Here is a 25,115-nt window from a genome sequence, read left to right on the forward strand (position 1 = left end):
TAATCAATTGATTATGATTGCTGTTCTTCTTCCAGTTCTACTTCGTGTCTCAGCTGGGCTTTGTAAAGCGTTGAATAATATCCGTTCTTGTCAAGAAGCTCCAAATGTTTTCCTTCTTCCACTATTTTCCCATGCTCCATAACAATAATTTTATCTGCCTTTTCGATGGTGGAAAGTCTGTGGGCAATGATAATTGAAGTTCTGTTTTTAGTAATCTTTTCCGTGGCTCTCTGGATCAGTTTCTCACTTTCATGATCTATGGAAGAAGTAGCTTCATCCAAAATCAGAATTTTAGGATCTGATAAATAAGCTCTAAGGAAAGACAATAATTGTCTCTGTCCTAGAGAAATAGAGGAACCTCTTTCGCTTACCACAAAATCATAGCCACCCGGAAGCTGCTCGATAAACTGGTCTACTTCAATTTCTTTGGCTCCTGCTTTTATTTTTTCCAAAGTAACGCTCTCATCACCAAAGGCAAGGTTTTCAAAGATACTTCCATGGAAAAGGAATACATCCTGCAACACTACACCGATATGACTTCTCAGGTTATAGAGTTCATAATCTTTTACCTCAACATCATCAATCACAATTCTGCCGGAATTAATATCATAAAGCCTGGTGATAAGACTGATGATCGTAGATTTACCGGCACCTGTAGCCCCCACTATGGCAACTGTTTCCCCGGGGTTTACTTTAAAATCAATTCCTTTCAGGACTTCCTGTTTATCATCATAAGCAAAACGAACGTTTTCGAATTCAATTTTACCGTCAAAATGATCCTTCTTCACAATTCCTGTATTCGGCATGGCATAATCTTCATCCATAACACCCAATACTCTTTCTGCGCCCACAATACCTCTCTGGATATTATTGAAACGGTCCGCAATCTGTCTCAACGGACGGATCAGCATTGAGATATACTGAATAAATGCGATAACAACACCGGCACTGATCGTAATATACCCTCCATAAAACAGGATAAACCCGATGAATAATGAGGAGATCAGTTCTACAACAGGAAAGAATAAGGAGAAGATGAAAACCGTTCTCAGTAAAGCAGTTTTCAGGGTGATATTAATATCATCAAATTTTTTAAACTCAGCATCCTGTCTGTTGAACACCTGAATAATGGACATTCCCGCCAGTCTTTCCTGAACAAAAGAGTTTTGATTGGCTGTCCAGGTTCTTTCATCACCGAAAGCTTTTTTCAGTCTTTTCTGGAAAAATCTCGTAATCATCACCATTAAAGGAAGGATCGCCAAAGTAATATAACTCAGATGGACATTCGTACTGAACATCATGATCAAGACGAATACAATTCTCAGGATATCCCCGAAAACCATCAGGAAACCATCCGTATAAACCGTTGCAATCGTCTCTACATCACCTACAGCGCGGGTTACAAGCTGTCCGATAGGCGTTTTATCAAAAAATGATGTTCTGAAATAAATCAGCTTCGCATACAGTCTCTCCCGAATGTCACGGATCACGTTCTGCGAAATATAGTTTGAAAAATAAACTAAGAAAAAGTTTAAAATAGTTTCAGCAAAAACCAGACCGACAAGGATGTAGATATGCTTCATCATCAAAGCATTATCCTTCAGCTTGGTGATATCATTGTCTACCACCTGCATGGTAAGATAAGGTCTATACGTAGAAACTATGGACAGTATGACGGAAATTATTAAAGTAAGGATGAACCAGGAACGGAATTTCATTCCAATAAAAAATAACCTCTTAACAATCCCCCAGGTATCTTGTTTTTTCATTGTACGAGTTGAAGAAAGAATTTAAAATTCTATGCAAAAATAAGACTTTATAATTTGACAGCCTTTACAAGTTCATCAAATCGTCATAGAAAATTCCAGATAACGGTTATTTACAATATGAATATATTTTGGTGGATTTCCATAAACAGATAAGTGAGTATGACAGTTGGCTGAGGCACTGGAAACCAATATATCCAGTAGCTTTTGGAAGCTCAGCCATCTGCTATTTATAAATCTTTATCTCCAATCTTTTCAATTTCCAGAGAAGGTTTATTAACGTTTTCCTTCATAAATCTCTTTTTAAGAAGATGATACACTCCATATACCGCCGCAATGGAAATGATCCAGCTGATGATATTGATTACAGAAAAACCAGTATAGTTTACTCCGTCAAGGGAAGCAGGATCTGTAATTCCTTTATAAATTCCGTAAGAGAACCCAAAGAACAGTTGAGTTCCCAGGTATACTCCAATTGCTAAAAGGCCATAGTGCCATTTTGTTTTCCCGAACCTTTCAGCAAGCTGTGCGTAATAACGGTACGCTCCGATAAGAATAAAAATTGATAACATAATTCGTGTTTTATAATAGCAGAAAATTCAGGCCTATCCTGAATTCATCATACGTTTAGTACTTTTCTATTTCCACCAAAGAACACTTTATGCTAAAGAAAGGGGATTTAAAGAATCTTTTCATGGAAATAGTTATCCTGCTAAAATAATAAATTTTTCTGTATTGTGAACAAACAGAATAGTATACAGAAACTCTGAATGATTAGATGGGGTCTGGTTTTCTCCTGACTAAAATTCATATCCTACATCCACAAGAAACAATCCGTGACCCGGAGCAGAGGTTCCTGCAGCATTTCTGTGTTTATCTTCGATAATTTTACGCAGATCTTCGGGGTTTATTTTACCGCTTCCTATTTCTACCATGGTTCCTACGATAGCACGGACCATATTTCTGAGGAAACGGTTGGCGGAAACCGTAAACTTAAGTTCTGTCCCATCCTGTTCCCACTCTGCTTTGTACATTTTGCAGATGTTGGTTTTGTTGTCCGTCTTTAATTTCGCAAAACTTGTAAAATCCTCATATTCAAACAGGATCTTGCAGGCTTCATTCATTTTGTGAATATCCAGCGGTCTTTTCCAGTGTTGCCATGCAGATTCCTGGGTAAAGGGATTTTTTGCGAGAGAAATATAATACTCATACGTTCTGTACGTCGCATCGAAACGGGCGTGGAAATCATCTTTTACCTGAAACATTTTTTTAATGGAGATATCAGGCGGCAGGAAACTGTTCAGTTTATAAGGAAGATTAAGCACATCCACCTCTTTCTCTGTATCGAAATGGGCAAATATTTTTTTGGCATGAACACCGGTATCCGTTCGTCCGGCACCTGTTGTTTTGATCTCTTCCCGTAATATGGTGGAAAGCGCTTTTTCCAGCTCTTCCTGTACAGAAATGGCGTCCGGCTGTATCTGGTAACCGAAATAATTTTTCCCGTTGTAAGAAAATTCTATAAAGTATCTCAATGTATTAAAATAACTCCACAAAAATACTTTAATTTAATGAAATATTTATTGAAAAGTCTTTGAGAATATTACACAAAATCCTTACGAAAATTCCTATTTTTGCAAACGTATGAAAAGATGGTACCTTTATCCTTTTTCCCTTGGTTATCATTTGGTAACGGGTATCCGAAACACAATGTATGATCTGGGAGTTCTTAAGACAACTAAGTTCAAGACCCCGATAATCAATGTCGGGAACCTTTCTGTGGGCGGAAGCGGAAAATCGCCTATGGTGATGTATCTTGCCCAATACCTGTCCAAACATTACAGGACAGGAGTGCTTTCGCGCGGATATGGAAGACTGAGCAAGGGCTACGAAGTAACGAATTATGAAAGCAATTACAAAGTAGTGGGCGATGAAGCCATGCAGCTTTTTGAGCGTTTCAAAAACCGTTTCGTCATTGCCGTTTCAGAGGAACGAGTGCCCGGAGCCCAAAAAGTGATCGCTGATATGGACCTTGATGTCCTTGTTCTTGATGATGCTTTACAGCACAGAGCAATCAAAGCTGGGTTTAATATTCTGATGACGGATTTTAATGATCCTTATTTTAAAGATCATCTTCTTCCGGCCGGAGACTTGAGAGAATCCAGGAACGGTTCAAAAAGAGCAGATATCATTATGGTCAGCAAATGTCCTGATGAGCTTACCGAAGAAACCAAACGGTATTATATTTCAAGGATAAGACCTTCCTACAACCAAAAAGTATTCTTTTCATCCATCGGTTATGACGAAAATGTGTACGGAAGAGACAAAATGCTTCCGGACAACAACCTAAATTACTATGACATCCTCCTGATCACTGGAATCGCCAATCCCAAACCTCTTCTTGAGCATTTGGTGAAATTCTCACAGCGGGTTAAGCATTTAAAATTCAGAGACCACCATAATTTTACAGATGATGACATTAAAAAGATCATTGCAGAATATAGAAAATTAGGGGAGTACAAACTGATCCTGACTACGGAGAAAGATTATGTACGTCTGAAAACTTTTGATTATCTTAGAGAAATTGTTTACTACTGGCCTATCAATGTCGTTATTGATAAAAAGGAAGAATTCAATCAAATCATCTTAGATTATGTTAGAAAAAATTAAGCAGACCGCCGATTTCATTAAAGCTATTATCAAAGAAACACCAGATTTCGCGATCATTTTAGGATCCGGGCTGGGAAAACTACAGGATGAAGTAAAAGCCATCCATATTTTAGAATACCCTGAAATCCCTAACTTTCCACAAACGACTGTCGTTGGACATGGCGGAAAATTAATTTATGGAATCCTAGAAGGCAAAAAAGTCCTGATGATGAGCGGACGTTTTCATTATTACGAAGGCCATTCTATGGAAACAGTAACTTTTCCCATAAGAGTTTTTCATCTGCTGGGTATTAAAAACCTCATCCTTTCCAATGCTTGCGGAGGTGTCAATCCGGCTTACCGTGTTGCAGATATCGTTATTTTAAAAGACCATATCAATATGATGCCTGAACATCCGCTTCGTGGCAAAAATATTGAATCGTTCGGACCGCGTTTTGTGGACATGAGCGAACCGTATAACAAAAAAATGATCAAAGTCGCTGAAAAAGCTGCTTCTGAAAACAATATTAAAATTCATCAGGGCGTTTATGTCGCTTTACAGGGCCCGACTTTTGAAACACCGGCTGAATACGGAATGATCAAAGCCATGGGTGGCGATATGGTAGGAATGAGTACCGTTCCTGAAGTCATTGTGGCCAAACATATGGGTATGGATGCTTTCTGTATTTCCGTAATTACAGATCTTGGCGGACCAGACATTGCTTTTGCCGTTTCCCACGAAGAAGTTCTGAATGCAGCCAACAAAGCCATGCCGAATGTGATCGCTGTGGTGAAAGGTCTGGTTAAAGACTATCAGTAAATCATCATAGAAATTTTCAATCTCATAAATTTTTCCTAATTCATAAGAAATCAATCTCCAATTGCGTTTCATTGTTTAGATTTGTATACGAAATTGAAAGAATGAAAAAGTTAGCATTAATTTTTATGATCAGTCTTTTCGGACTGGGCTATTCGCAGCAGCAACCTAAAGTACTCAAAACCAGTTTCTCCAAAGAGGCTTTAGCACAAAAGCTGGAAGATGAGGAAGGTAAAAATATGACCATCCAGCAAATTCTGGATCACCATAAAGGAAAAGTTTTAGTGATTGATTTCTGGGCCGGATGGTGCAGAGACTGTTTAAAAGCGCTTCCAAAAGCTGAAGAACTTGAGAAAAACAATCCCAATGTAGATTTCGTATTTCTGTCACTGGAAAGATCAAAAGAAGGTTTTAACAAAAGCCTGGACAGATTCAATATGAAAGACAAGGATAACTATTGGTTTGCTTCAGGATGGAAAAATGATTTCAACAACTATATTGACCTGAACTGGATTCCAAGATATATGGTTGTGGACCAAAAGTCTTCTATTGCAAAATATTACGCTATTTCACCGGAAGATCCGGAGATCCAGGAAACCATAAACCGTCTTTTGAAATAATGATTACAAGAGAAGCTACAGAACAGGATCTGGAGGTCCTTTTAGAATTCGAGCAGGGAATTGTTACTGCAGAAAGACCGTTTAACAGTACACTTAAGGATGGGGAGATTCACTATTATGATTTGCTTCATTTGGTACAATCTGAGGATTCCTTAGTACTGGTCACGGAAGAGGATCATGAAATCATTGCTTCCGGGTATGCAAAGGTTAAAAAACCGGACAATAATTATTCTAATTTCGACCAATATGCTTACCTAGGTTTTATGTATGTAAAGCCTGAACATAGAGGAAAGGGAGTTAACAAGCTGATTCTTGATGAATTGGTAAGCTGGGCAAAGTCTAAAGATATTTCTGAAATAAGGCTGGATGTGTATGCAGAAAATGAGTCTGCTGTAAAAGCTTATGAAAAAGCAGGCTTTGAATCATTGCTCGTTACGATGAGAATGAAAACATAATAATGAAGTTTGAAGCCGGAAGAGGAAAGTTATTGCAGTCCAAAATCAGAGCCACCGCAAAGTTTTACTCATTTTTTTAAACATAATTCTCCAATTTCAGGGGAACTGTTTAAAATTATTGACCAACAGTAACTTCCAGCCTCCTTCTTCCAGCTTCCAACCGCATTTATATAGAATAGAATTTAATTCAAAATAAATGAATCCATATCTTTGCGGTATGGATTCGTCTTTTCCCACCCGTAAAATAATTCATGTCGATATGGATGCATTTTATGCTTCTGTAGAGCAACATGATGATCCGTCACTCAAGGGAAAGCCTATCGCCGTAGGAGGAGAGCACCGTGGTGTGGTTTCAGCTGCGAGCTATGAAGCAAGGAAATACGGTGTACGTTCTGCGATGCCTAGTAAAACGGCCAAGGAGAAATGTCCGCATATTATTTTTGTTCCTCCCCGCTTTGCGCGCTATAAAGAAATATCAAAACAGATCCGGGAAATTTTTCATGAATATACAGATTTGGTAGAACCTCTTTCTTTGGATGAAGCCTATCTTGATGTTACGGAAAATAAAAAAGATATAGAATCTGCCAATCAGATCGCCAAGGAGATCCGTCAGAAAATATTTGAACAGACGGGTCTTACCGCTTCTGCGGGAATTTCTGTGAATAAATTTCTGGCAAAAGTAGCTTCCGACATCAATAAACCGAATGGGCAAAAGACCATTCATCCTGATCGAATTGAAGGTTTTCTTGAAGAGCTTCCCGTTGAAAAATTTTATGGTGTAGGAAAAGTTACGGCTAATAAAATGTTCAGCCTAGGGATTTATAAAGGAAAAGATTTAAAGAAAAGATCGATAGAAGAGCTGGTCCGGCTTTTTGGGAAATCGGGAGGTTATTATTACAATGTTGTGCGTGGTATTCATAATTCTGAAGTAAAACCTCATCGCATCCAGAAAAGCGTCGCTGTAGAAAGAACCTTTTTTGAAGATCTGTTTGATGATCAGGAGATCAATGAAAAACTGGAACATCTGAGCCAGGAACTTCATCAACGGTTGCAAAAGAATAATATCCTTGGAAGAGCTTTAACTTTAAAAATCAAATACAAAGATTTTTCCCTTTTCACCAGAAGCTTTACGAAGGAAGACTATTTCACTTCTCCTGAGCAGTATTTCAACACCGGAAAAAAACTCTGGGAACTTAGGCCTTTCGATAAACCCGTAAGATTATTGGGTCTGTCCCTCTCGCACCTCAACACAGAGGAGAAAAAGCAAGTGTCCATTCAACTAAAGATCCCGTTCGAAGAGTTTGACAATCAATAGCTGAAAAATTTTCACTATCTTGTAGAGAACCAACCAAATCACAACCTATGAGCACGACGATAATTCAATTTTTCCACTGGTATTCTGAAGGAAATGGAAAGTTATGGAAAGAAGCAGAAAAACAGGCCTCCCATCTGGCAAAATTAGGAATTACCTCGGTTTGGTTTCCCCCCGCCTATAAAGGAACGAACGGAGGCTACTCAGTAGGCTATGATGCTTATGATCTGTACGACCTTGGAGAGTTTGACCAGAAAGGAAGCCTTCCTACCAAATATGGTACTCATCATGATTATCTGAAAGCCATTAAAGCTTTAAAAAAACAAAATATAGACATCATCGTTGATATCGTTCTTGGGCATAAAGGCGGCGGCGATGAACTGGAGAAATTTAAAGCGGTAAAAGTAGACGAAAACAACCGGGAAAAAATGATCTCCGACGTCATGGAAATAGAATCTTATACCAAATTTACATTTCCGGGAAGAGGAAAAAAATATTCTGATTTTGAATGGAATTTCACCTGTTTCAGTGGTGTAGATTATGCTGAAGGTATGGAGTCCCATATTTTTAAGATCCAATCTGAGTATGGTAATGACTGGGAAGAGATGATTGACGATGAGAAAGGAAATTACGATTATCTGATGTATAACGACATCGAACACCGGAATCCTTTTGTTCGTGAAGAACTCAACACCTGGGCGGAGTGGTATTTCAAACTGACTGATTTTGATGGAGTAAGACTGGATGCCTTAAAACACATTTCATTTGATTTTTACAAGGAATGGCTAACGATGCTCCGCTCCAATTCAGGGAAAAACATCTTTGCAGTCGGAGAATACTGGGCTCCGGGACAGCTGAATCTTCTTCAGAAATATATTGAAGTAACGGAAGGATGCATGAGCCTTTTTGACAGTTCTCTTCAGAACAATTTCCACACGGCTTCCAACGAAGGCGGTTCTTATGATCTCCGGAGAATTTTTGATGAAACCCTTACACAGGCAGATCCTATGCATTCTGTAAGTCTTGTGGATAATCATGATACCCAACCTCTGCAGGACCTTGAAGCTCCGGTGGAAGCATGGTTCAAACCATTAGCCTATGCCCTTATTTTGCTTCGTGAGAATGGATATCCCTGTGTCTTTTATCCTGACCTTTATGGAGCTCATTATACAGACAAAGGCAGAGATGGGAATGACCAGGAAATTTTCCTTGAGAAAGTAGATGGCATTGAAGAACTTCTTAAAGCAAGAAAGGATCATGCTTACGGAACACAGAGAGATTATTTTGAAGATGCTAACTGTCTCGGCTGGACGCGTGAAGGTGATGATGAACATTCCGGATGTGCCGTGGTTCTCAGCAATAAAGAAGCATACAGTAAACCAATGGAAATGGGGAAATGCTATTCCGGAAAAGAATTCTATGATCTGCTAAAAAGGAGTAAGGAAAAAGTAACCATCGATGAAAACGGATGGGGAAATTTCCCGGTTCCGGCAGGAAATGTAAGTGTATGGATCAGTAAATAATTCTGAGAAATGAAAAAAGCATACATGACCGGAGGATTACTCTTCTGTTCATGTATGCCTGAAAGGATTTACCCATATCATCTATGCCTTAGCAATTGATATACCGGCAATTCCATATATCGCTTGCCCATTCACAACAATAGCCGTCCTCATTGGAAGTACAGCATACCTTGTCACGGTGGATGTCGCCTCCTTTTAGGTTCTTAAGCTCTTGCCTGTTAAGTTTTCGTGCGTTCAGATGTTTTTTTGTTTTCATAGTTAATATGTTTTAAGATTTGGTTAACTAAATATACATAAAATACTACAAATCAATTAATAAATACAATCAAACACCTAAATAAGGCTACATAGTTCACAGCAAAAACAATAGTATAGTAAATTACTTTCGGGGTAGGAATTTTAGATTTTATTGTACTTCAATTTTAAAATGTCAACATATTGAACGTGATGCTTTCTGTTATCTGTGTTTTAAAATGATCAGTTTAGTGTTTTATATTCACTTGGAGAAACGCCTACTTTGGCTTTGAATAATCTTGTGAAATGTTGCGGGTATTTAAATCCGAGATCATAAGAAATTTCACTGATGGATTTTGATGGATTCAAGATCTGTTCCTTCGCAGCATCGATCAGTTTATTGTGAATAAATTCCTGAGCGGAAACCCCTAATTCTTTTTTGATCAGGTCGCCGAAGTAATTAGCAGAAAGGTTCAGTTTTTCGGCAAAGTAATTGACCATCGGGAAACCTATATTTTTAGGATTATCCGATTTAAAATAATCATCTACCAGGTTTTCAAACTTTCCAATCACGCCCTGATTGATATGATCTCTGGTAATAAACTGACGGTCATAGAAACGCATACAGTAGTTTAAGAACAGTTCAATATTGTTCACAATCAATGATTTGCTATGCTTATCAATGGATTGTTCGAGTTCAAGTCTTATGTTTTTAAAACATTCTAAAACAATTTCTCTTTCTTTTTCTGAGAGATGCAAAGCTTCGTGAACGTCATAGGAAAAGAAACTATAATCATTGATATTTTTGCCGAGATTGGTTCCTTTGATCAGATCAGGGTGAAACAGCAATGCATATCCACCGGGCTGTATTGACTTTCCATCGTTGGTTACTCCACTCACCTGCCCCGGAGCAATGAAGACCAGCGTTCCTTCCTGATAGTCGTAGCTGTGTTTGCCGTAATGCATATCACCGCAAATGACATCTTTCAGAAAAACAGTATAAAAGGTATATGTTCTTCTGTACTGGCAAATAGGATCAGATTTTGAAAAATCTACTACACTTACCAGCGGATGTAGCGTTTCATTATTAACCATTTTATTGTAATCTGAAACACTCTTCACTTTCTCAACTTCCTGATCTTCCATAGACTGTCTTTTTAATCTTATTCAAAATTACCACTTTCTCACGTACTGTATAGGATGTCTGTAAAATTGGTAGGTATTTCGGTAATCTGTATAAGCTGTGTTTATTTAAAAGTATCGAATTTTGTACCGTTATGGAAACATTGAATACAAACATTTTTCCAAAAGGAGAAAAAGCCCCTGAAGCTTACTTCTCCGGAGGAACAGCATGGGTGCAGATTCTAAAGCCCAACGAAGATGATCTGAACTGCCAGATCGGAAATGTTATTTTTGAGCCCGGATGCAGAAATAACTGGCATTCTCACGGTGGTGGCCAGATTTTAATCGTAACTTCAGGAACCGGATTTTATCAGGAAAAAGGAAAACCGGCTCAGGTATTACATGCGTGAGATGTCGTAAATATTCTTCCCCATATCATCCACTGGCATGACGCTGCTCCAGATAGTGAATTCGCACATATAGCGATTAATCCCAATACGCAAAACGGTATTGTGGAATGGCTGGAACCGGTAAATGACGAGGAATACAACAATTTATAACTAAACTTAATTAACTTAAATCAAATAAACCAATGAGCACATTAACAGTAAAAGCCTACGGAGCTGAGTCTACCACAGCAGACCTGAAAGAAATGAATATCGAAAGAAGAGAAACTACACCCACAGACATAGAAATTGACATTCTATACTGCGGAGTATGCCACTCTGATCTTCATACAGCCCGTAATGACTGGGGCGGAACAATGTATCCTGCTGTTCCCGGTCATGAGATCGTAGGCAGAATTACGAAAATAGGAAATGAAGTCACTAAATTTAAAGTGGGAGACCTAGCTGCAGTAGGATGCATGGTAGATTCATGCGGACACTGCGACAGCTGTAAGCAGGATCTTGAGCAATACTGTCTCAATGGATTTACAGGAACATATAATGGAAAAGACAAGCATTTGGGAGGCCATACTTTTGGCGGATATTCTGAGAAAGTAGTTGTAGATGAAAGCTTCGTTTTAAGAGTGCCGGAAAATCTGGCTCTGGCTGCTGTAGCACCGCTTCTCTGCGCAGGAATTACGACATGGTCTCCATTGAGACACTGGAATGTTGGGCCGAACTCTAAAGTTGCTGTTGTAGGTTTGGGCGGACTGGGACATATGGCCATTAAATTAGCAAAAGGTCTAGGAGCTGAAGTTACTTTATTCTCCAGAACTCCGGGGAAAACGGAAGATGCAAAACAATTGGGTGCAGACCACGTTGTTATTTCAACAGATGAAGAGCATATGAACTCTGTAAAAGGAAAATTCGATGTCATTATTGATACTGTCCCTTATGTACATGATGTAAATCCTTATGTTGCCACTTTAAATATCAGCGGAACATTAGTTTTAGTAGGATATTTAGGCGGTTTAGAGCCTATCTTAAATACAGTTCCTATGATCATGGGAAGAAGATCTGTAGCGGCTTCTTTAATCGGAGGTATTGCTGAAACTCAGGAAATGCTGAATTTCTGCGGCGAACACAATATTGTTTCTGAAATTGAGATCATAAAAATGCAGGAGATCAATGAAGCATATGAAAGAATGCTGAAAAGCGATGTAAGGTACCGTTTCGTTATCGACATGAAGTCTCTGTAAGATTTTCAGACTTGAATAAAAAAAGACTCTTCACTTTGGAAGAGTCTTTTTTATTTATACTAATAGGCCTTTTTCATATCCTGAAAAGCCCAGTCTGCCATCGCATCAATTACCGGAGCCAATTTGAGGCCTGCTTTACTCAATTCATAGGTAACATGCGGAGGAACTACCGGTTTTGCTGTTCTTATAATTAATCCGTCAGCTTCTAACTGTTTAAGATGCTGGATCAGCATTTTTTCTGTTACTTCAGGTATAGCTCTTTTTAATTCGCTGTATCTTTTCCCTCCTGTTGAAAGATTAAACAGAATAATAGGTTTCCAAAAACCACCTATTTTTTCCATTACATACATTACAGGGCAATGTTCTAATATGCTTTTTCTGTTCTGCTGAATCGTAGAACTCTCTTTAATTGCTGTCATGATACATACTTTAGGGTAAGTACTTGTATAAAAGTAAGTACAAATATAACTTTGTATCAGAAAATAAACAACATTTATTATGAAAATTATTGTAACAGGTTCTTTAGGGAACACCGCAAAACCATTAGCACAGCAATTAATTGCAGAAGGCCATGATATTACTGTCATCAGCAGCAGTGATTCTAAAAAAGAAGAGATCGAATCATTAGGAGCAAAAGCTGCCATCGGTTCTATTAATGATCTGGATTTTCTTACAAAAACATTTGAGGGAGCAGATGCTGTATTTGCGATGACTCCACCGATCATGGGCGAAAGTAATATCATTAAAAACACCATTAAAGCAGGTGAAAATTACGCTGAAGCTGCAAAAAAAACAGGGGTAAAAAGAATCGTGATGTTAAGCAGCGTAGGAGCAGATTCTCCTGTTGAGAACGGTCCTATTGCAGGACTTCATCACATCGAAAAATTATATAATGAGCTGGAAAATACTTCTGTGACCTTTCTAAGAGCAGGATATTTTTATATTAATTTCTTTAATGATATTCCATTGATTAAAAACGCGGGAATTATCGGCGGAAACTATTCAGGGAATATAAGTATTCCTCTGGTTCATCCTGCTGATATTGCTAAAGTTGCTGCTGAAGAATTAGTGAAAACCTCAACAGGTAAAAATATCCGGTATATTGTAAGCGATGTGCGTAAAGCCTCTGATTTTGCTGTGGTTTTGGGTTCAGCAGTCGGAAATTCAGAACTACCCTGGGTTGAATTTACGGATGCGCAGTCACTAGACGGAATGAAGCAGGCAGGACTTCCTGAAGAAATGGCTCATTTATATGTTGAGATGGGTAAAGGAATCAGAACGGGAGTCGTTCAGGCCGATTTTATCGAACAGGGTTCACCTGTTGATGGCAAGATTAAATTGGAAGAGTTTGCGAAAGAATTTGCTTCTAAATATTAATTTGTTTGGTCTTAAAACAAAAATTCAAGACTGAAACTTAATCTACGTCGATTCAGTTTTTACTTTAAAGTTTCTATAAAAAAGTTTCGGCGCACCTGCGGTGCGCCGAAACTATAATTTTAAACTATTTTGTAAGTTTTAGAGATCAATTTCAACCTCAATTTATTTTTTCTCCTTCAACGTTTCTTTTAAAACTTTAAGTTTTCCATCGATAGGCTGTTCTATTTTCAAACCTAATATTTCAGCGACTAATGGATATACATTGACATTCGAAAACTCTTCAACAACTACGTTATTTTTAAATTCCGGGCCCCAGGCCAAAAATGTAGCTTTCATTTCGGGAACAAGTCTTGCATTGTAGCCATGCTTTCCGACTGATGTTTTCTTTCCTTTTTCCAAAAATATTTTTGGAGCTTTTGGAATAAGAAGGATCTGGCCTATTCTCTGGTACTGATCGTCTTTGGTACCGAAATGCAAATATTTAGGAAGCCTTTTATCTAAATACACTTCGTAATCGTCTGTTTTTCCGGCTTTAAGTTCCTGATACACTGATTTAACCTCTGTCGGATTTTTCACTACAACTCTTAATAATGTCTGAGAGTTATAAAAATCAAATCTGTCTTTATTAAAGAGGATGGCAGGAATTTCTAACGGGCTGCCACCGTCTACTTTGATCATTCCGTGGTCCGAAACAAAAACGAAGTTTACGTTTTTCAATCCTAAACCATTGATTTTCTGAACTAAATCGCCTATTGCATGATCTATTAAATGAACTGCATCTTCTGTTTCTTTGGCTTCCGGCCCGAAGTGATGTCCGCTTCCATCAACCTCAGGAAAATATAAGGAAATAAAATGAGGCCTTTTATCCATCGGTAATTTCAGCCAATCAATTACTTTATCAACTTTTTCAGCGGGAGTGAATTTTTCATGATACGGATAATAGTAAGTGGGTCTTTTTCCTCCGGCATCACTTGCAGAACCTACCCACATTAGCGAAGCCGAAACCATTCCCTGTTTTTCAGCCAATCCCCAAAGAGGAACTCCACCATACCAGCTTCCGTCTTCTGCATTTTTTTTATCACTCATGGCATAGAATTCTTTTCTCTTATAATCATAGAAAAAATTATCGATCAAGCCGTGATGTGATGGGTATAGGCCGGTAATCAGACTCCAGTGATTAGGAAAAGTGATGCTTGGATAACTGGGAATCATGGCTTTGGCCTGAACTCCCCCACCGGAAAGTTTTAAAAGGTTCTCCGCATTGTATTTTTTAGCATAATCATAACGGAAGCCATCCGTTGAGATCATGATCACATAAGGTTTCGTCTGTGCATCAACACTGTTATAACGGTTGGGAATGATAACCTGAGCAGTATCAACCGGTGCTTTCTGTGCAAAAAGTGTTAAAGAAAAAATAAGCAGTAAAAAATGCAGTCCTCGCTTCATTATAGAAATTTTCAGCAAAGTTACTGTGTCGAAACCTGAGATGAAAGTTTAATGGGTTAAAAAATCATTAAAAACAATTTTTAGAATGTGTTTTAAATAAAATGTTGTTCTTACAGGTTTAAGTCTCTTCTGATTCTTTCTTCCCTATCTGACTAATATATTCACTCGGCGTAATTCCTTCTATCTGTTTAAAAACTCTATTGAAAGTAGCTTGGTTAGAAAATCCAGCTTCTGTATAAATATACATTAAGGTTAGCTTCTGTAAGTTGCTTTCATCAATAAGCTTTTTCACATAATTAATCCTGTGTACATTTAAGTAATTACTAAAATTCTGGTATCCTTTGCAGCGGATTATCTTGGAGAGATATGTATAATTGACATTTAAAGAAGTACTTAGCATGGATATGTTCAAATTTGTTTTTTGAAACATTTTATCATTCCTCATCATACTTTCCAGTTCTTTAAATAGCTTTTCAGCCGTCTCATCGTTAATAACTCCATTTTCAGCTGTTTTTTGCAGAATAGGGGTTTTGGTATTCTCTTTCTTACTATTAATCAATTCCTTATCCTCAACATCGATCAGGACCTTAAGCTTATTTATTTTATTATTATAGACAAGCAACAAAATGATAACAACAAGATTAAACCCAAAAAGAAATACATCGGAAATAATAACTTCACTACGAGAATACTTTGGAAAGGTAAGATCAAAATACTGATATACTAAAAAACAAGTAAGAATATTTACGATTAAATAGATAGAATATAGAATAGTATGCTTCTTTTGAAAAAAAACATATGCTACTAATGGAAGAGGAAATAAAGAAACAACATTACCGATAGAGTTACCCCAAAAAGTAAGCATAATGTAAAAGTTATACAATGGAGCAATAATCATATATCCATGAATTATTCGGTCTGCGGCATACTTTCCTTTTATCAGAATATAAGTGTAAGAAAGAATAATTAATCCACCCGTAAGATACAACACTATAGTTGCATTGTAAATAAAAAATTGGAAAATAATAATGTACAGTATAAGAATACTGCACATGATAATGATGTACAGATGTATAAAATGTTTTTTTAGATTTTCGATTTCACTCAGGTATAAATCCCTCATTTTTTAACCTATCAAATAATTATCTTTCAATTATGTTTTACACAAACAATTGATTAACAGAGATATATTTATTTTAAATTTATATTCAAAATCAACTCATGTTCAATTATTTTGATTTACTAAGGTATGTAATTTTGTAGAATCAAAATAGATAATTCGCAAATCCCTCACAAATTGAATACACTTGGTATCTATAGAAAAATATTGCTCAGCATTATGCTGGTAATATTTCTTTTTGTAAATGCCCGGGATAGGAACGATTCAGCACATAACAGAAATATAGAAAAAAAATAACAAACAGCTAACATTTTTATTTCCGAAGGAACATCTGTTTATGGAAAAAGAATGATTTATAATGCAAAGTTTTCTGCTATAAAAAAGAAAAGGTTCAAAACAGATACAAGATTTTCAGCTCAAAAAAAATCACTCCTTCAAAGACAAAGCAAAAAAGATCAATTGTAAAGAAAAATTATTATGAAAACATAACTATTAATAGTGAGTCAAATAAAGAGTTACAAGCTGCTGCAAATCAAAAAGCTGAATGCATTAGATTATCAGAATATTATAAATCAGATTTAGCAATTCTTTATAAAACATGCACAAGATTATATTTTTTCAAGAAACTACTCCCCTCCATCTATAATCATACTCCAATTGAGAATGGTAAAAATATGACTTTAAGTATCAGACCACCACCAAAAATCATTTTCAATCTATGTACAAAAAAAAGAGTATAAAGCTATTCTCCATTAAAAAAATTTAAACCTTATTATGATGAAAAATAAAATATTCTATATGTTCTTGCTATTATTTCTTTCTGCAAGAATTTTTGGTCAAGTTGGTATTAATACCTCCACACCTAATCCTAAGTCTGCACTGGATATTGTTTCTAAAAACAATAATACAGGAATTTTAATTCCGCGCCTAACCACTGTCCAAAGAGATGCTATTGGTGCAGCATCTACAGAAGATGGTCTAATGATATACAATACAGATGAAAAGTGTTACAACTATTACCAGTCAGCAAATGCTGCATGGCTAAGTTTATGTGGTACCTATCAAAAGGCAGTATATACTGCAGACTGTACTTCTATTAAAGTATTTGGCACTTATACGCAAGGGACATCATTAAATACAAGTAATTATATCACGATGCCTATTACAGTAACAACGGCAGGTACTTATAACATTGTTGCCAAAACAACTAACGGATATTATTTCGAGAAATCCGGAGTATTTCCTACCACAGGTACCTTTACCATTACTTTAGACGGTTCCGGTACACCGAGTGTAGGTCCTCAGACCAACACCCTTTCGTTTGTCTACGATGGAGTAACAGATACTACATGTACAACCAAAACAGTAACGGTTTTAGGTTCACAGGTAAGTTATGGTATTAATTGTGGTAGTTCTGTAGTCAACGGAACTTATAATAAGGGAGTACAACTGGTGTATGATACCAATACTGTTACCGTTTCTCTATCTAACGTAGATACTGCAGGTACAGTGAGTATTAACACATCTACTAATAACGGTGTAAGTTTTACCACTACAGAATCAGTAAGCAGTAGCAGTACAAGTATTACACTGCACGGGGTAGGGACACCAACAAGTGCAGGTACTTATACGTATACCTTCACTACCAATGGTGCCAATCCACAAACGTGTACATTTTCTGTGCCTTTCGGTACTACTACGGGGACCTTTGCCAATCCTGCAAACCGATGTCTTGAAATATACAATGACGGAAAAACAACAGATGGTTATTACTGGGTAAAAGATGCCAGCGGTAACAAATTTAAAACGTATTGTGATATGTTCAACGGAGGATGGACCTTGATTAAGTCTCTTTCCGAAAGACAGATCTTAGTAGTAGAAAGAACGCAGAATGAATCTTGGGCTACACAGACTGTAAGAAATCCGGTAACTACAGAAACCGGAGTATTTAACGAATACGCATTTTCTCTGTCCTCTGCCACAGTAAATAATATAGGAAGCAGCGGTACAGGTGCCAAGGAATACCGTTTTTCTATAAAAGAAAAAGGGCATACAGGAACGACATTAGCAGTGGTAGAAAGTACCACAGTATCCCCAGCTAATGATTATTGGTCAAAAATCAATTATATTAATGCAGTGGTTACCGATGGAAACTTAGCGACATCCAACTACAGCAGTTATGGAAACACAACTACAGGTAAATTGTTCGGTTTTGATTTTGGTAAACCTGTTACAGGAAATACACTCTATAAATTAAATGGTGTTGATTTCATTGCCAATATTCCCGGATTATATAGTGCTGCCAATTTCTTTACAGGAATCTATGGTGGTATTGGTTATGCAGGAAGTAATACACCTGTCAATAATTTAACCTATACCTATCCTACAGCCCAAACTTATACTTTCAATAAATATTATATCAACGATATGTTTGGATTATATATGAACTCCGAAGCTCAGCTTAATCATCATATCGGTACCTGCTCAAACAGTACTGATGATTATGGAGGAGCAAGTTTCTGTAATGGCGGATGGGCCAACTGGAGACCTCATAATTTTAATTTGAGATCCGGCAATTATGAAGGTAGGATTATTCAATACTGGGTAAAATAATTTTTAATTATTCTTTCGGAGATTCTTTTTAGAATCAAAATACAAGACACAAATTTTTATATAAAATACCCTTCTGTCTCCTATTATAATTTAAGCGATTTTCATAGACAAAATAAGAGGCAGCTGGGTATTTTTCTTTCATCTGGATACTACTGACCAATTTATATATCATGATTTAGAGAAACCAATTTTATAACTAAAAATACAAAATTATGGCTCTATTAGAAAAATTTTTCAGCCTGAGTATAATCGAGATGATTAGATATATTCTTGTTTCGGGAGCCTTTTATGTGATATGTTATATTATTTACAAAAAAACGTTGGCTTCTGCCAAAATACAAAAAAGAGATGTTTCAAGTAAAGATATAAAAAGGGAAATTTATCATTCTTTAGTTTCTTCTATCATTATGACACTTCTTCTTGTTTTAATTGTCAATACACCTATGGTCAACTATACCCAATTATATGATACCATTTCCAGTTATTCTATAGTATGGTTTATAATAAGTATCCCTATTGGCATGCTTATTCATGACACCTATTTTTACTGGCTACACCGCGTACTGCATCATAAAAAAATATTCAGGCATGTACATCTTGTCCATCATCAATCTAATAATCCCAGTCCTTTTTCATCATATTCGTTCCATATTTTAGAAGCTATTGGTGAGGGGCTAATCATTCCTCTACTGTTATTCGTCATTCCGCTTCATCCCATTGCTATTTATATTTTTCTTTTAGTTTCTTTTATCATTAATATATATGGGCATCTGGGATATGAAATTGCTCCTAAATGGTTCAGAACATCTTTTTTATTCAATATTCTTAATACTTCTGTCTATCACAATCTTCACCACAGTAAGTTTCAGGGGAATTACAGTTTGTATTTTAGGTTTTGGGATAAGATCATGCATACTGAAAATCCTCTGTATATAGAATTATATGATGAAATTCAGAATAATAGATTCAAAAATTAGTCTATATCCAATTCATTTTTCTAAAACCAAGGTCGTCATCAAAATTTCACTCAACTATAAATTAATGCGTTCTCATATGAAGCAGAATAACAAAGAAAATTTCAAACATATCCATATTGGAAAATACCTCCAGGCAAGAGTTGAAGATTTACAAATACCACAAGATAGAATTGGTAATTTTTTAAACGCAACCGATGAGGAAATACAATCTATGTACAGATCTGAAAGTATAGACAGTTATCAATTATTACGATGGAGTAAATTATTAGAATATGATTTTTTCAGACTATACTCGCAGCACCTAATTTTGTATTCGCCTCCTACAAAAAAGGATTCAACTGCCTCTGAAAAAAATATCCGCAACAGTCTGCCCATCTTTAGAAAACATATCTATACCAAAGAAATTATAGATTTTATTTTAGAGATTATCTATACAGGACAAAAAACCAGACAACAAATTATTGCTGAATACAGGATACCAAAGACTACCTTATATAAGTGGATTGTAAAACATACAAATGAAAACACAGGATATTAAAAAAATAATACAAAAAATTCTTAAAAATGAACCATCCTAATTATAATAAAATTTATCTTGATCTCATTGATAAAAAATTTCCTGAAAAAAAAGAAGAACTTATTCCTTTACTTGCAGAGGAAATAAAAAATTCTCTTGAGCTTATTAAATTTAATAATTTGATTTTTACTTATCAAAAGAAAGACATACTGGCTTTTAATCAGAAACTACGCTCTTACGATGAAACGAGCATTAAAAAAATCATGGAATATCAAAAAACGAATCAACTCAACAATCAACAAATGGCTAATCAATTTAGAATCAGCAGAAATACTATAGCCAAATGGAAGAAATTGTTTGTTTAAGCTGAAAAAGTTGAATAAATACCAGAAGAATTAATACTATCCGATAAATTTTAGAAAATATTGTATGTTCCGACAAAAATAGAATTTAAATAATTTAAAATTATAATAACAAACCCTCTCACAAGGTAAGAGGGTTTATTATTTGAGTTTGTTTACTTATTCTTTAATCAGTTTTTCATACGTTAAGCTGCCATCTTGTAATGTAATTTCAAGGTAGTAGCTTCCTGATCGTAGATCGGAAATAGTAAAACTGTCTCCGTTCAGTTTTACGGATCTTACTTTTCTTCCCGTTGACTCATACAAATCAACAGATTTTATTTTATCTGCATTTTTAAAGCTCACTGTTTCTTTGGCAGGATTTGGATAAAGAATTATTTCTTTGCTGTCTAAAGCCGTTTCATTAGTACCTAAAGTACTGCTAAAAGTAACCGCAGTAGTACCGCAACTATCTGCACCATGATAACCAACAGTAAGACTGCCTAATCTTCTTGCATAAGCAATATTCAATGGACTGTTTGGTGGAAAATTAAATACATAATCATTAGCATCACCAGTATTTAAAGCTCTTGTTCCTATTACAGTCCGCACTCCGGATGCTACTGTATTAGATGTTACTGTCCAGTTTTGAGTTGCATCTGTTGTAGGTGCTGTAAAACTTCCAGTAAAATTTCTATCAGTAAAATTTGTACCATCAAAAAGCACAACATCACTGCCTGCATCAGACATACCTGTAGCATTAAACGCCAAGCCAAGCCAACTAGTTGATGGGCCTATAAGTGTGACTGTAACCAATGTGTTTGTGACATCTATTTTAGCAGAATACGTTAAATTTGTTCCCCCATTAGAGAAGAGAGGCACTGTTCCTGTCGAATATGTTTGGCTTTTTACATTAAAAAAAGCCAAAAATCCGATTAATAATAAGATAGTTCTAAATTTCATATGATCAATTTTTTAATAGGTTAATAATTTCCTGATTTTTAGAAAGTAAAGCATATTCAAAAACTGTTTTGCCTTGTTTATCAGCCAGTGTTTTATCTGCTTTATTCTTTAATAACAGTTCTACCATTTCCTTGTTCTGGGACTGGACAGCATACATCAGCGGTGTTATTCCGCCGGCATTTGTAATATTCGGGTCAGCTTTATTCTGTAATAATTTTTGAGTGAGATTTTTATCTCCTTTAAAGACAGAAGCCGTTAAAGCCGTTCCTTCTCCGCTTGCATAATTTATATTTTTAACATGGGTAATCAAAAATTCAGCAACCGGAGTATTTCCCCTGTAACAAGATAAAATCAATGGTGAAAATCCATTTTCATTGGTCTGGCTGATAATATCCGGATTCTGCTTCATGAGTTCCTGGACTTCTGCTACGGTTCCGCTTCTGGCAATATCAAATATTGATTTTGCTTTTTCCTGAGCAGACATGACAGAAAAACTCAGGAAAATACTTAGGATTAAAATGATGTTTTTCATTGTTTTGTCATTACATAATTATATTCCACCTTAACATTTTCTGCGACTTTCTTGGTTACCATTTTAGGAATGGTCACATTGTGATCTACAGGTCTGGCCATAAAACTTCCCTGCATATACACCTTTCCATCTTTGGAATACATGGAAGCTGCCGAAGACACGGCCTTATCTACCCCATGAAAATTCAGGATTCCCTGAACGGTATATTTCTGCGGTGAAGCGGTAAGTTTCGTTTTATCAAAATTCAAAACCTTTCCCTTGAAAGTTGCCTTGGGATATTTTGCTGTTTCCGCATAGCTTTCATTAAAATGCTCTTCCATTAATTTAGTTTTAAAATGAAAGTTTTTAACGACGGAAACGGAAGCCATCTCTCCATTGTCTGCATTCAGAATAACAACATTATTACCATCTTTTGCAAACACATCTTCGAATAAAGGCACGGATGCCTCAAAAGTTACGCTGCCTGTTTTAGAGCTGTATTTCTGGGCTGAAGCAAAACCTGTGAATAGCAGCATGGCACTCATTAATACTAATCTTTTCATATTCAATACTTTTTAATTTTCGGCAAGCCCGTCGGCTTTCCATTTTATGAAGGTGTTGATCTGAGTCTGGGATAAAGATCCGCCCTGTGGCATTTTACCTGGATCACCGTTGGGTCTTTGTATCCTGTCGAGAATTCCATCAATGTTATTCTTTACATCAGTATAAGTGGTCAAAGGTTTATAACTTCCAACGGCATGACAACCAATACAGTTATTATCAACAATGGTTTTCACCTCAGTATTGTATTTAACAGCTATTGTAATGGGAGTATTATCTGAGATTTCCTCATAGGTTCTGCTGTCACAAGCAATGAACAAAACAACTGATGACAATATGTATAGTATCTTTTTCATATTAAAAAACTCTATAAAGGTTAAACCCAAAAAATATCTGTCCTTTCCCCCACTTTCCTACTGCATTGGAGAGATAACCGATGTCCGAATTGATCTGGGAATTCGAGAATAAAAGCTGGAAAACATGTCCCCCGGTTTCTATATCCATCCCTAATGAAAGAGGATTTTTATAGAAACTGTGATTGTCGAAATTCACAAAATACTCTGCGTTAAGAGAAATTCTTTTGGAAATTTTATAGCGGCCGCCTAATCCGGCAAGAAACTGATTCTTGTCTTCAATGGCAGGATCATACAAATTTTTGTGGATGTATGAGGGAGTAAGCTGTAATGAAAACTTATCATTAAATCTTCTTGAGATTAAAGCCTGGGTAAGGTAAGCAAGTCTGTCGCCGAATTTAAGATAAGGATAATTGTCTTTATCCAGATCTGTATTTAACGCCATTACATTGTAACCCACGATGTCTGCAGGGAAATTTTCAGTTTGCTTTACCAGTTTATACTTTACGGCGCCTTCGAATGTTTTCATATTCGTTTCCCTGGAAAGACTGACTGAAATTCCGTCGGTAACCCCGTAAATCACGCCCAGTTTCGTAGAAGCATCATCGAGTCCGAAAAAGTTTTTAAAGCCGGTACTGATGTCTCCGAAACGGTGTGCTACGACAATGTACCATTCTTTTTTAGCAGAAAGCTTTGTGGATTGCCCTGTAACAATTTGCAGGGCTTTGAAGGCAGGTTGAGAAATTTCTGTGGTTGTTTTGAGTGTGTCAATATCTTTGAGCAGATCTTCCTGTGCAGAGACAAGACCTGAGGCCAATACCGACAAAAATAAGAGAGTTTTTGTCATATACAATTTTTATTAAATTATGATATGACAAACTTATCGAGTTATGAATTCAAAAGTATGTGATAAAAGTCACCGAACAAATTGTTTTTATCAATGATAAAGATAAAAACATTAAAACACCATATATTAGATTGATCTAACATTTTCATTAACAGGTATTTTGATCCCTTCTTTGGTCTGAATAATTTCACCTTCATTTTCAATCTTTTTTAATACTCTGCTTACTACTTCCCTGGAAGTACCCAAATTATTGGCGATTTCCCGGTGTGTAATCTTTAATGGATTGTTTCCTGTCACTGAAATCTGCTGTTTGATATAGTTCAGAACTCTTTTGTCAAGTCTATGAAATACCGCATCATTTACCATATTCATGACGTCTGAGAAACGTTTGTCGTATTCATGATAAAATACCCTGTTGATCTCCGGAAAGCGAATCAGCCATTCATGGATAACGGATACAGGGATCAGGATGACCTCAGACTCTTCTTCGGCAACGGCATACACTCTGCTGGTACAGTCTGTAAAGATCGATGAGAAGGTCATCAGACAGCTGTCATTAGGTTTTATATAGTAATAGATAAGCTCCCTGCCGTCATTAAGGGTAAAAACTTTGATCGAACCTTTGATCAGAAAAGGGACATACTTATTTTTCTGTCCTTCCCTGATGATCTCGGTTTTTGCCTTGATGTCAGTCATCACTGCATTTGCATGCAGTTCATTTAAAAAATTTTCACCTAAAAACCCGAATTTATTAAGAATAAATTGATCATTAACCATATCTGCTTATCATTTTCAAACAAATATATAAAATGCGATATTCATATACCATAAAAATAACGTTCTTTAATTATCTCTATTAAAATTTAACAATTCATTAATTAATGAGGTCATTTTAAATAAAAGTAAAAAATTGCACTTAAAATAGTCAAATAAAATAACCAATATCCGGAATAAAAAATGCCCCGGTAAAAACCGGGGCATTCTTATGTATTGTAAGAAAAATCTTATGCTTGTACGTTGTTTCCTCCTAATACGAAAGGCTCAACTTCTTTGATTTCTCCGAACTGCTGCTCGTAGTTAGCAATGTTCTGTTGAAGAGCAGATAATACTCTTTTAGCGTGAAGTGGAGCAAGAATGATTCTTGATCTTACTTTAGCTTGTTGAACACCCGGCATTAACTGGATGAAATCTACTACGAACTCAGATGGAGAGTGGTTTACCAATGCTAAATTAGCATATACTCCAGCAGCTACCATTTCGTTCAATTCGATGTTGATGTTTCCGTCTTGTGGATTTTGATTGTTGTCCATTGTTATAAAATATGTTTTTAAAATTCGAAATTTGAG

Annotated in this window: 27 protein-coding genes; 13 read left to right on the forward strand and 14 right to left on the reverse strand. The window is 36.3% G+C overall.

Annotated elements, in window-relative coordinates; genetic code table 11:
- Positions 1-11: 11 nt before the first annotated feature.
- From HHL23_RS00325 to truA, 3 genes are all read right to left on the reverse strand, one after another.
- Positions 12-1,769 (reverse strand): ABC transporter ATP-binding protein, encoded by a 1,758-nt coding sequence (locus HHL23_RS00325; protein WP_169232870.1) that lies wholly within the window; start codon positions 1,767-1,769, stop codon positions 12-14.
- A gap of 227 nt (positions 1,770-1,996) precedes the next feature.
- Positions 1,997-2,338, reverse strand: coding sequence for a hypothetical protein (locus tag HHL23_RS00330; protein WP_169232871.1), 342 nt, complete (start codon positions 2,336-2,338; stop codon positions 1,997-1,999).
- A 228-nt stretch (positions 2,339-2,566) separates the two neighbouring features.
- Complete coding sequence (gene truA, locus HHL23_RS00335) at positions 2,567-3,301, reverse strand: tRNA pseudouridine(38-40) synthase TruA (protein WP_169232872.1); 735 nt, start codon at positions 3,299-3,301, stop codon at positions 2,567-2,569.
- 109 nt (positions 3,302-3,410) lie between these two features.
- On the opposite strand from truA, the gene lpxK reads away from it, so the two are divergent.
- From lpxK to HHL23_RS00365, 6 genes are all read left to right on the forward strand, one after another.
- The gene (lpxK, locus tag HHL23_RS00340) at positions 3,411-4,436 is read left to right on the forward strand and encodes a tetraacyldisaccharide 4'-kinase (RefSeq protein ID WP_169232873.1); all 1,026 of its coding nucleotides are present in this window, start codon (positions 3,411-3,413) and stop codon (positions 4,434-4,436) included.
- Positions 4,420-5,235: a purine-nucleoside phosphorylase gene (locus HHL23_RS00345; protein ID WP_169232874.1), complete on the forward strand. Its 816-nt coding sequence runs from the start codon at positions 4,420-4,422 to the stop codon at positions 5,233-5,235. Before lpxK ends, HHL23_RS00345 begins: the two co-directional genes overlap by 17 nt.
- A gap of 101 nt (positions 5,236-5,336) precedes the next feature.
- Entirely contained in the window at positions 5,337-5,852 is a 516-nt protein-coding gene (locus HHL23_RS00350; protein WP_169232875.1) for a TlpA family protein disulfide reductase, read from the forward strand.
- Positions 5,852-6,307 (forward strand): GNAT family N-acetyltransferase, encoded by a 456-nt coding sequence (locus tag HHL23_RS00355; protein ID WP_169232876.1) that lies wholly within the window; start codon positions 5,852-5,854, stop codon positions 6,305-6,307. The genes HHL23_RS00350 and HHL23_RS00355 overlap by 1 nt, the downstream gene beginning before the upstream one ends.
- Before the next feature lie 217 nt (positions 6,308-6,524).
- Positions 6,525-7,622, forward strand: coding sequence for a DNA polymerase IV (gene dinB / locus HHL23_RS00360; protein WP_169233056.1), 1,098 nt, complete (start codon positions 6,525-6,527; stop codon positions 7,620-7,622).
- A 47-nt stretch (positions 7,623-7,669) separates the two neighbouring features.
- The gene (locus HHL23_RS00365; protein ID WP_169232877.1) at positions 7,670-9,142 is read left to right on the forward strand and encodes an alpha-amylase; all 1,473 of its coding nucleotides are present in this window, start codon (positions 7,670-7,672) and stop codon (positions 9,140-9,142) included.
- Positions 9,143-9,619: 477 nt separating this feature from the next.
- On the opposite strand, the gene HHL23_RS00370 is transcribed toward HHL23_RS00365, so the two are convergent.
- Positions 9,620-10,522 (reverse strand): helix-turn-helix domain-containing protein, encoded by a 903-nt coding sequence (locus HHL23_RS00370; protein ID WP_169232878.1) that lies wholly within the window; start codon positions 10,520-10,522, stop codon positions 9,620-9,622.
- A 131-nt stretch (positions 10,523-10,653) separates the two neighbouring features.
- Here HHL23_RS00370 and HHL23_RS22390 point away from each other — a divergent pair, with 131 nt between their 5' ends.
- The gene (locus HHL23_RS22390) at positions 10,654-10,908 is read left to right on the forward strand and encodes a cupin domain-containing protein (RefSeq protein ID WP_228464521.1); all 255 of its coding nucleotides are present in this window, start codon (positions 10,654-10,656) and stop codon (positions 10,906-10,908) included.
- Positions 10,909-11,090: 182 nt separating this feature from the next.
- A complete protein-coding gene (locus HHL23_RS00380; protein WP_169232879.1) occupies positions 11,091-12,143 on the forward strand; it encodes an NAD(P)-dependent alcohol dehydrogenase in 1,053 nt (350 codons plus the stop codon).
- A gap of 59 nt (positions 12,144-12,202) precedes the next feature.
- Here the strand turns inward: HHL23_RS00380 and HHL23_RS00385 are convergent, their stop codons facing one another.
- Positions 12,203-12,562, reverse strand: coding sequence for a winged helix-turn-helix transcriptional regulator (locus HHL23_RS00385; RefSeq protein WP_169232880.1), 360 nt, complete (start codon positions 12,560-12,562; stop codon positions 12,203-12,205).
- Positions 12,563-12,641: 79 nt separating this feature from the next.
- Here HHL23_RS00385 and HHL23_RS00390 point away from each other — a divergent pair, with 79 nt between their 5' ends.
- Positions 12,642-13,520, forward strand: a complete 879-nt coding sequence (locus HHL23_RS00390; protein ID WP_169232881.1) for an NAD(P)H-binding protein — start codon at positions 12,642-12,644, stop codon at positions 13,518-13,520.
- Between the two features lie 162 nt (positions 13,521-13,682).
- Here the strand turns inward: HHL23_RS00390 and HHL23_RS00395 are convergent, their stop codons facing one another.
- Positions 13,683-14,966 (reverse strand): alkaline phosphatase family protein, encoded by a 1,284-nt coding sequence (locus HHL23_RS00395; protein WP_169232882.1) that lies wholly within the window; start codon positions 14,964-14,966, stop codon positions 13,683-13,685.
- Positions 14,967-15,084: 118 nt separating this feature from the next.
- On the reverse strand, positions 15,085-15,831 hold the full coding sequence (locus HHL23_RS00400; protein ID WP_169232883.1) for a helix-turn-helix domain-containing protein: 747 nt from the start codon (positions 15,829-15,831) through the stop codon (positions 15,085-15,087).
- A 1,032-nt stretch (positions 15,832-16,863) separates the two neighbouring features.
- On the opposite strand from HHL23_RS00400, the gene HHL23_RS00405 reads away from it, so the two are divergent.
- The 4 genes from HHL23_RS00405 to HHL23_RS00420 all read left to right on the forward strand — a co-directional run bounded on the left by HHL23_RS00405 (position 16,864) and on the right by HHL23_RS00420 (position 20,558).
- On the forward strand, positions 16,864-18,699 hold the full coding sequence (locus tag HHL23_RS00405) for a fibrinogen-like YCDxxxxGGGW domain-containing protein (RefSeq protein ID WP_169232884.1): 1,836 nt from the start codon (positions 16,864-16,866) through the stop codon (positions 18,697-18,699).
- 212 nt (positions 18,700-18,911) lie between these two features.
- Positions 18,912-19,676 carry a sterol desaturase family protein gene (locus tag HHL23_RS00410; RefSeq protein WP_228464523.1) on the forward strand — a complete coding sequence of 255 codons (765 nt, stop codon included), beginning with the start codon at positions 18,912-18,914 and terminating at the stop codon, positions 19,674-19,676.
- Between the two features lie 76 nt (positions 19,677-19,752).
- Entirely contained in the window at positions 19,753-20,214 is a 462-nt protein-coding gene (locus HHL23_RS00415; RefSeq protein WP_169232885.1) for a transposase, read from the forward strand.
- 26 nt (positions 20,215-20,240) lie between these two features.
- Entirely contained in the window at positions 20,241-20,558 is a 318-nt protein-coding gene (locus HHL23_RS00420) for a helix-turn-helix domain-containing protein (RefSeq protein WP_169232886.1), read from the forward strand.
- 156 nt (positions 20,559-20,714) lie between these two features.
- Here HHL23_RS00420 and HHL23_RS00425 read toward each other — a convergent pair whose 3' ends face one another.
- The 7 genes from HHL23_RS00425 to HHL23_RS00455 all read right to left on the reverse strand — a co-directional run bounded on the left by HHL23_RS00425 (position 20,715) and on the right by HHL23_RS00455 (position 25,079).
- Positions 20,715-21,497 (reverse strand): T9SS type A sorting domain-containing protein, encoded by a 783-nt coding sequence (locus HHL23_RS00425; protein ID WP_169232887.1) that lies wholly within the window; start codon positions 21,495-21,497, stop codon positions 20,715-20,717.
- Positions 21,498-21,501: 4 nt separating this feature from the next.
- Positions 21,502-22,029, reverse strand: a complete 528-nt coding sequence (locus HHL23_RS00430) for an ankyrin repeat domain-containing protein (protein WP_169232888.1) — start codon at positions 22,027-22,029, stop codon at positions 21,502-21,504.
- Complete coding sequence (locus HHL23_RS00435; protein WP_169232889.1) at positions 22,026-22,571, reverse strand: YceI family protein; 546 nt, start codon at positions 22,569-22,571, stop codon at positions 22,026-22,028. The genes HHL23_RS00430 and HHL23_RS00435 overlap by 4 nt, the downstream gene beginning before the upstream one ends.
- A gap of 12 nt (positions 22,572-22,583) precedes the next feature.
- Positions 22,584-22,925 carry a c-type cytochrome gene (locus HHL23_RS00440; protein WP_228464525.1) on the reverse strand — a complete coding sequence of 114 codons (342 nt, stop codon included), beginning with the start codon at positions 22,923-22,925 and terminating at the stop codon, positions 22,584-22,586.
- 1 nt (position 22,926) lies between these two features.
- Positions 22,927-23,769: a DUF5777 family beta-barrel protein gene (locus HHL23_RS00445; protein ID WP_169232891.1), complete on the reverse strand. Its 843-nt coding sequence runs from the start codon at positions 23,767-23,769 to the stop codon at positions 22,927-22,929.
- Positions 23,770-23,895: 126 nt separating this feature from the next.
- Positions 23,896-24,546 carry a Crp/Fnr family transcriptional regulator gene (locus HHL23_RS00450; RefSeq protein WP_169232892.1) on the reverse strand — a complete coding sequence of 217 codons (651 nt, stop codon included), beginning with the start codon at positions 24,544-24,546 and terminating at the stop codon, positions 23,896-23,898.
- Between the two features lie 227 nt (positions 24,547-24,773).
- The gene (locus tag HHL23_RS00455) at positions 24,774-25,079 is read right to left on the reverse strand and encodes a DUF3467 domain-containing protein (RefSeq protein WP_034723398.1); all 306 of its coding nucleotides are present in this window, start codon (positions 25,077-25,079) and stop codon (positions 24,774-24,776) included.
- Positions 25,080-25,115 lie beyond the last annotated feature (36 nt).

Source organism: Chryseobacterium antibioticum (assembly GCF_012927325.1).
In the GTDB taxonomy this organism is placed as follows: Bacteria; Bacteroidota; Bacteroidia; order Flavobacteriales; family Weeksellaceae; genus Chryseobacterium; species Chryseobacterium antibioticum.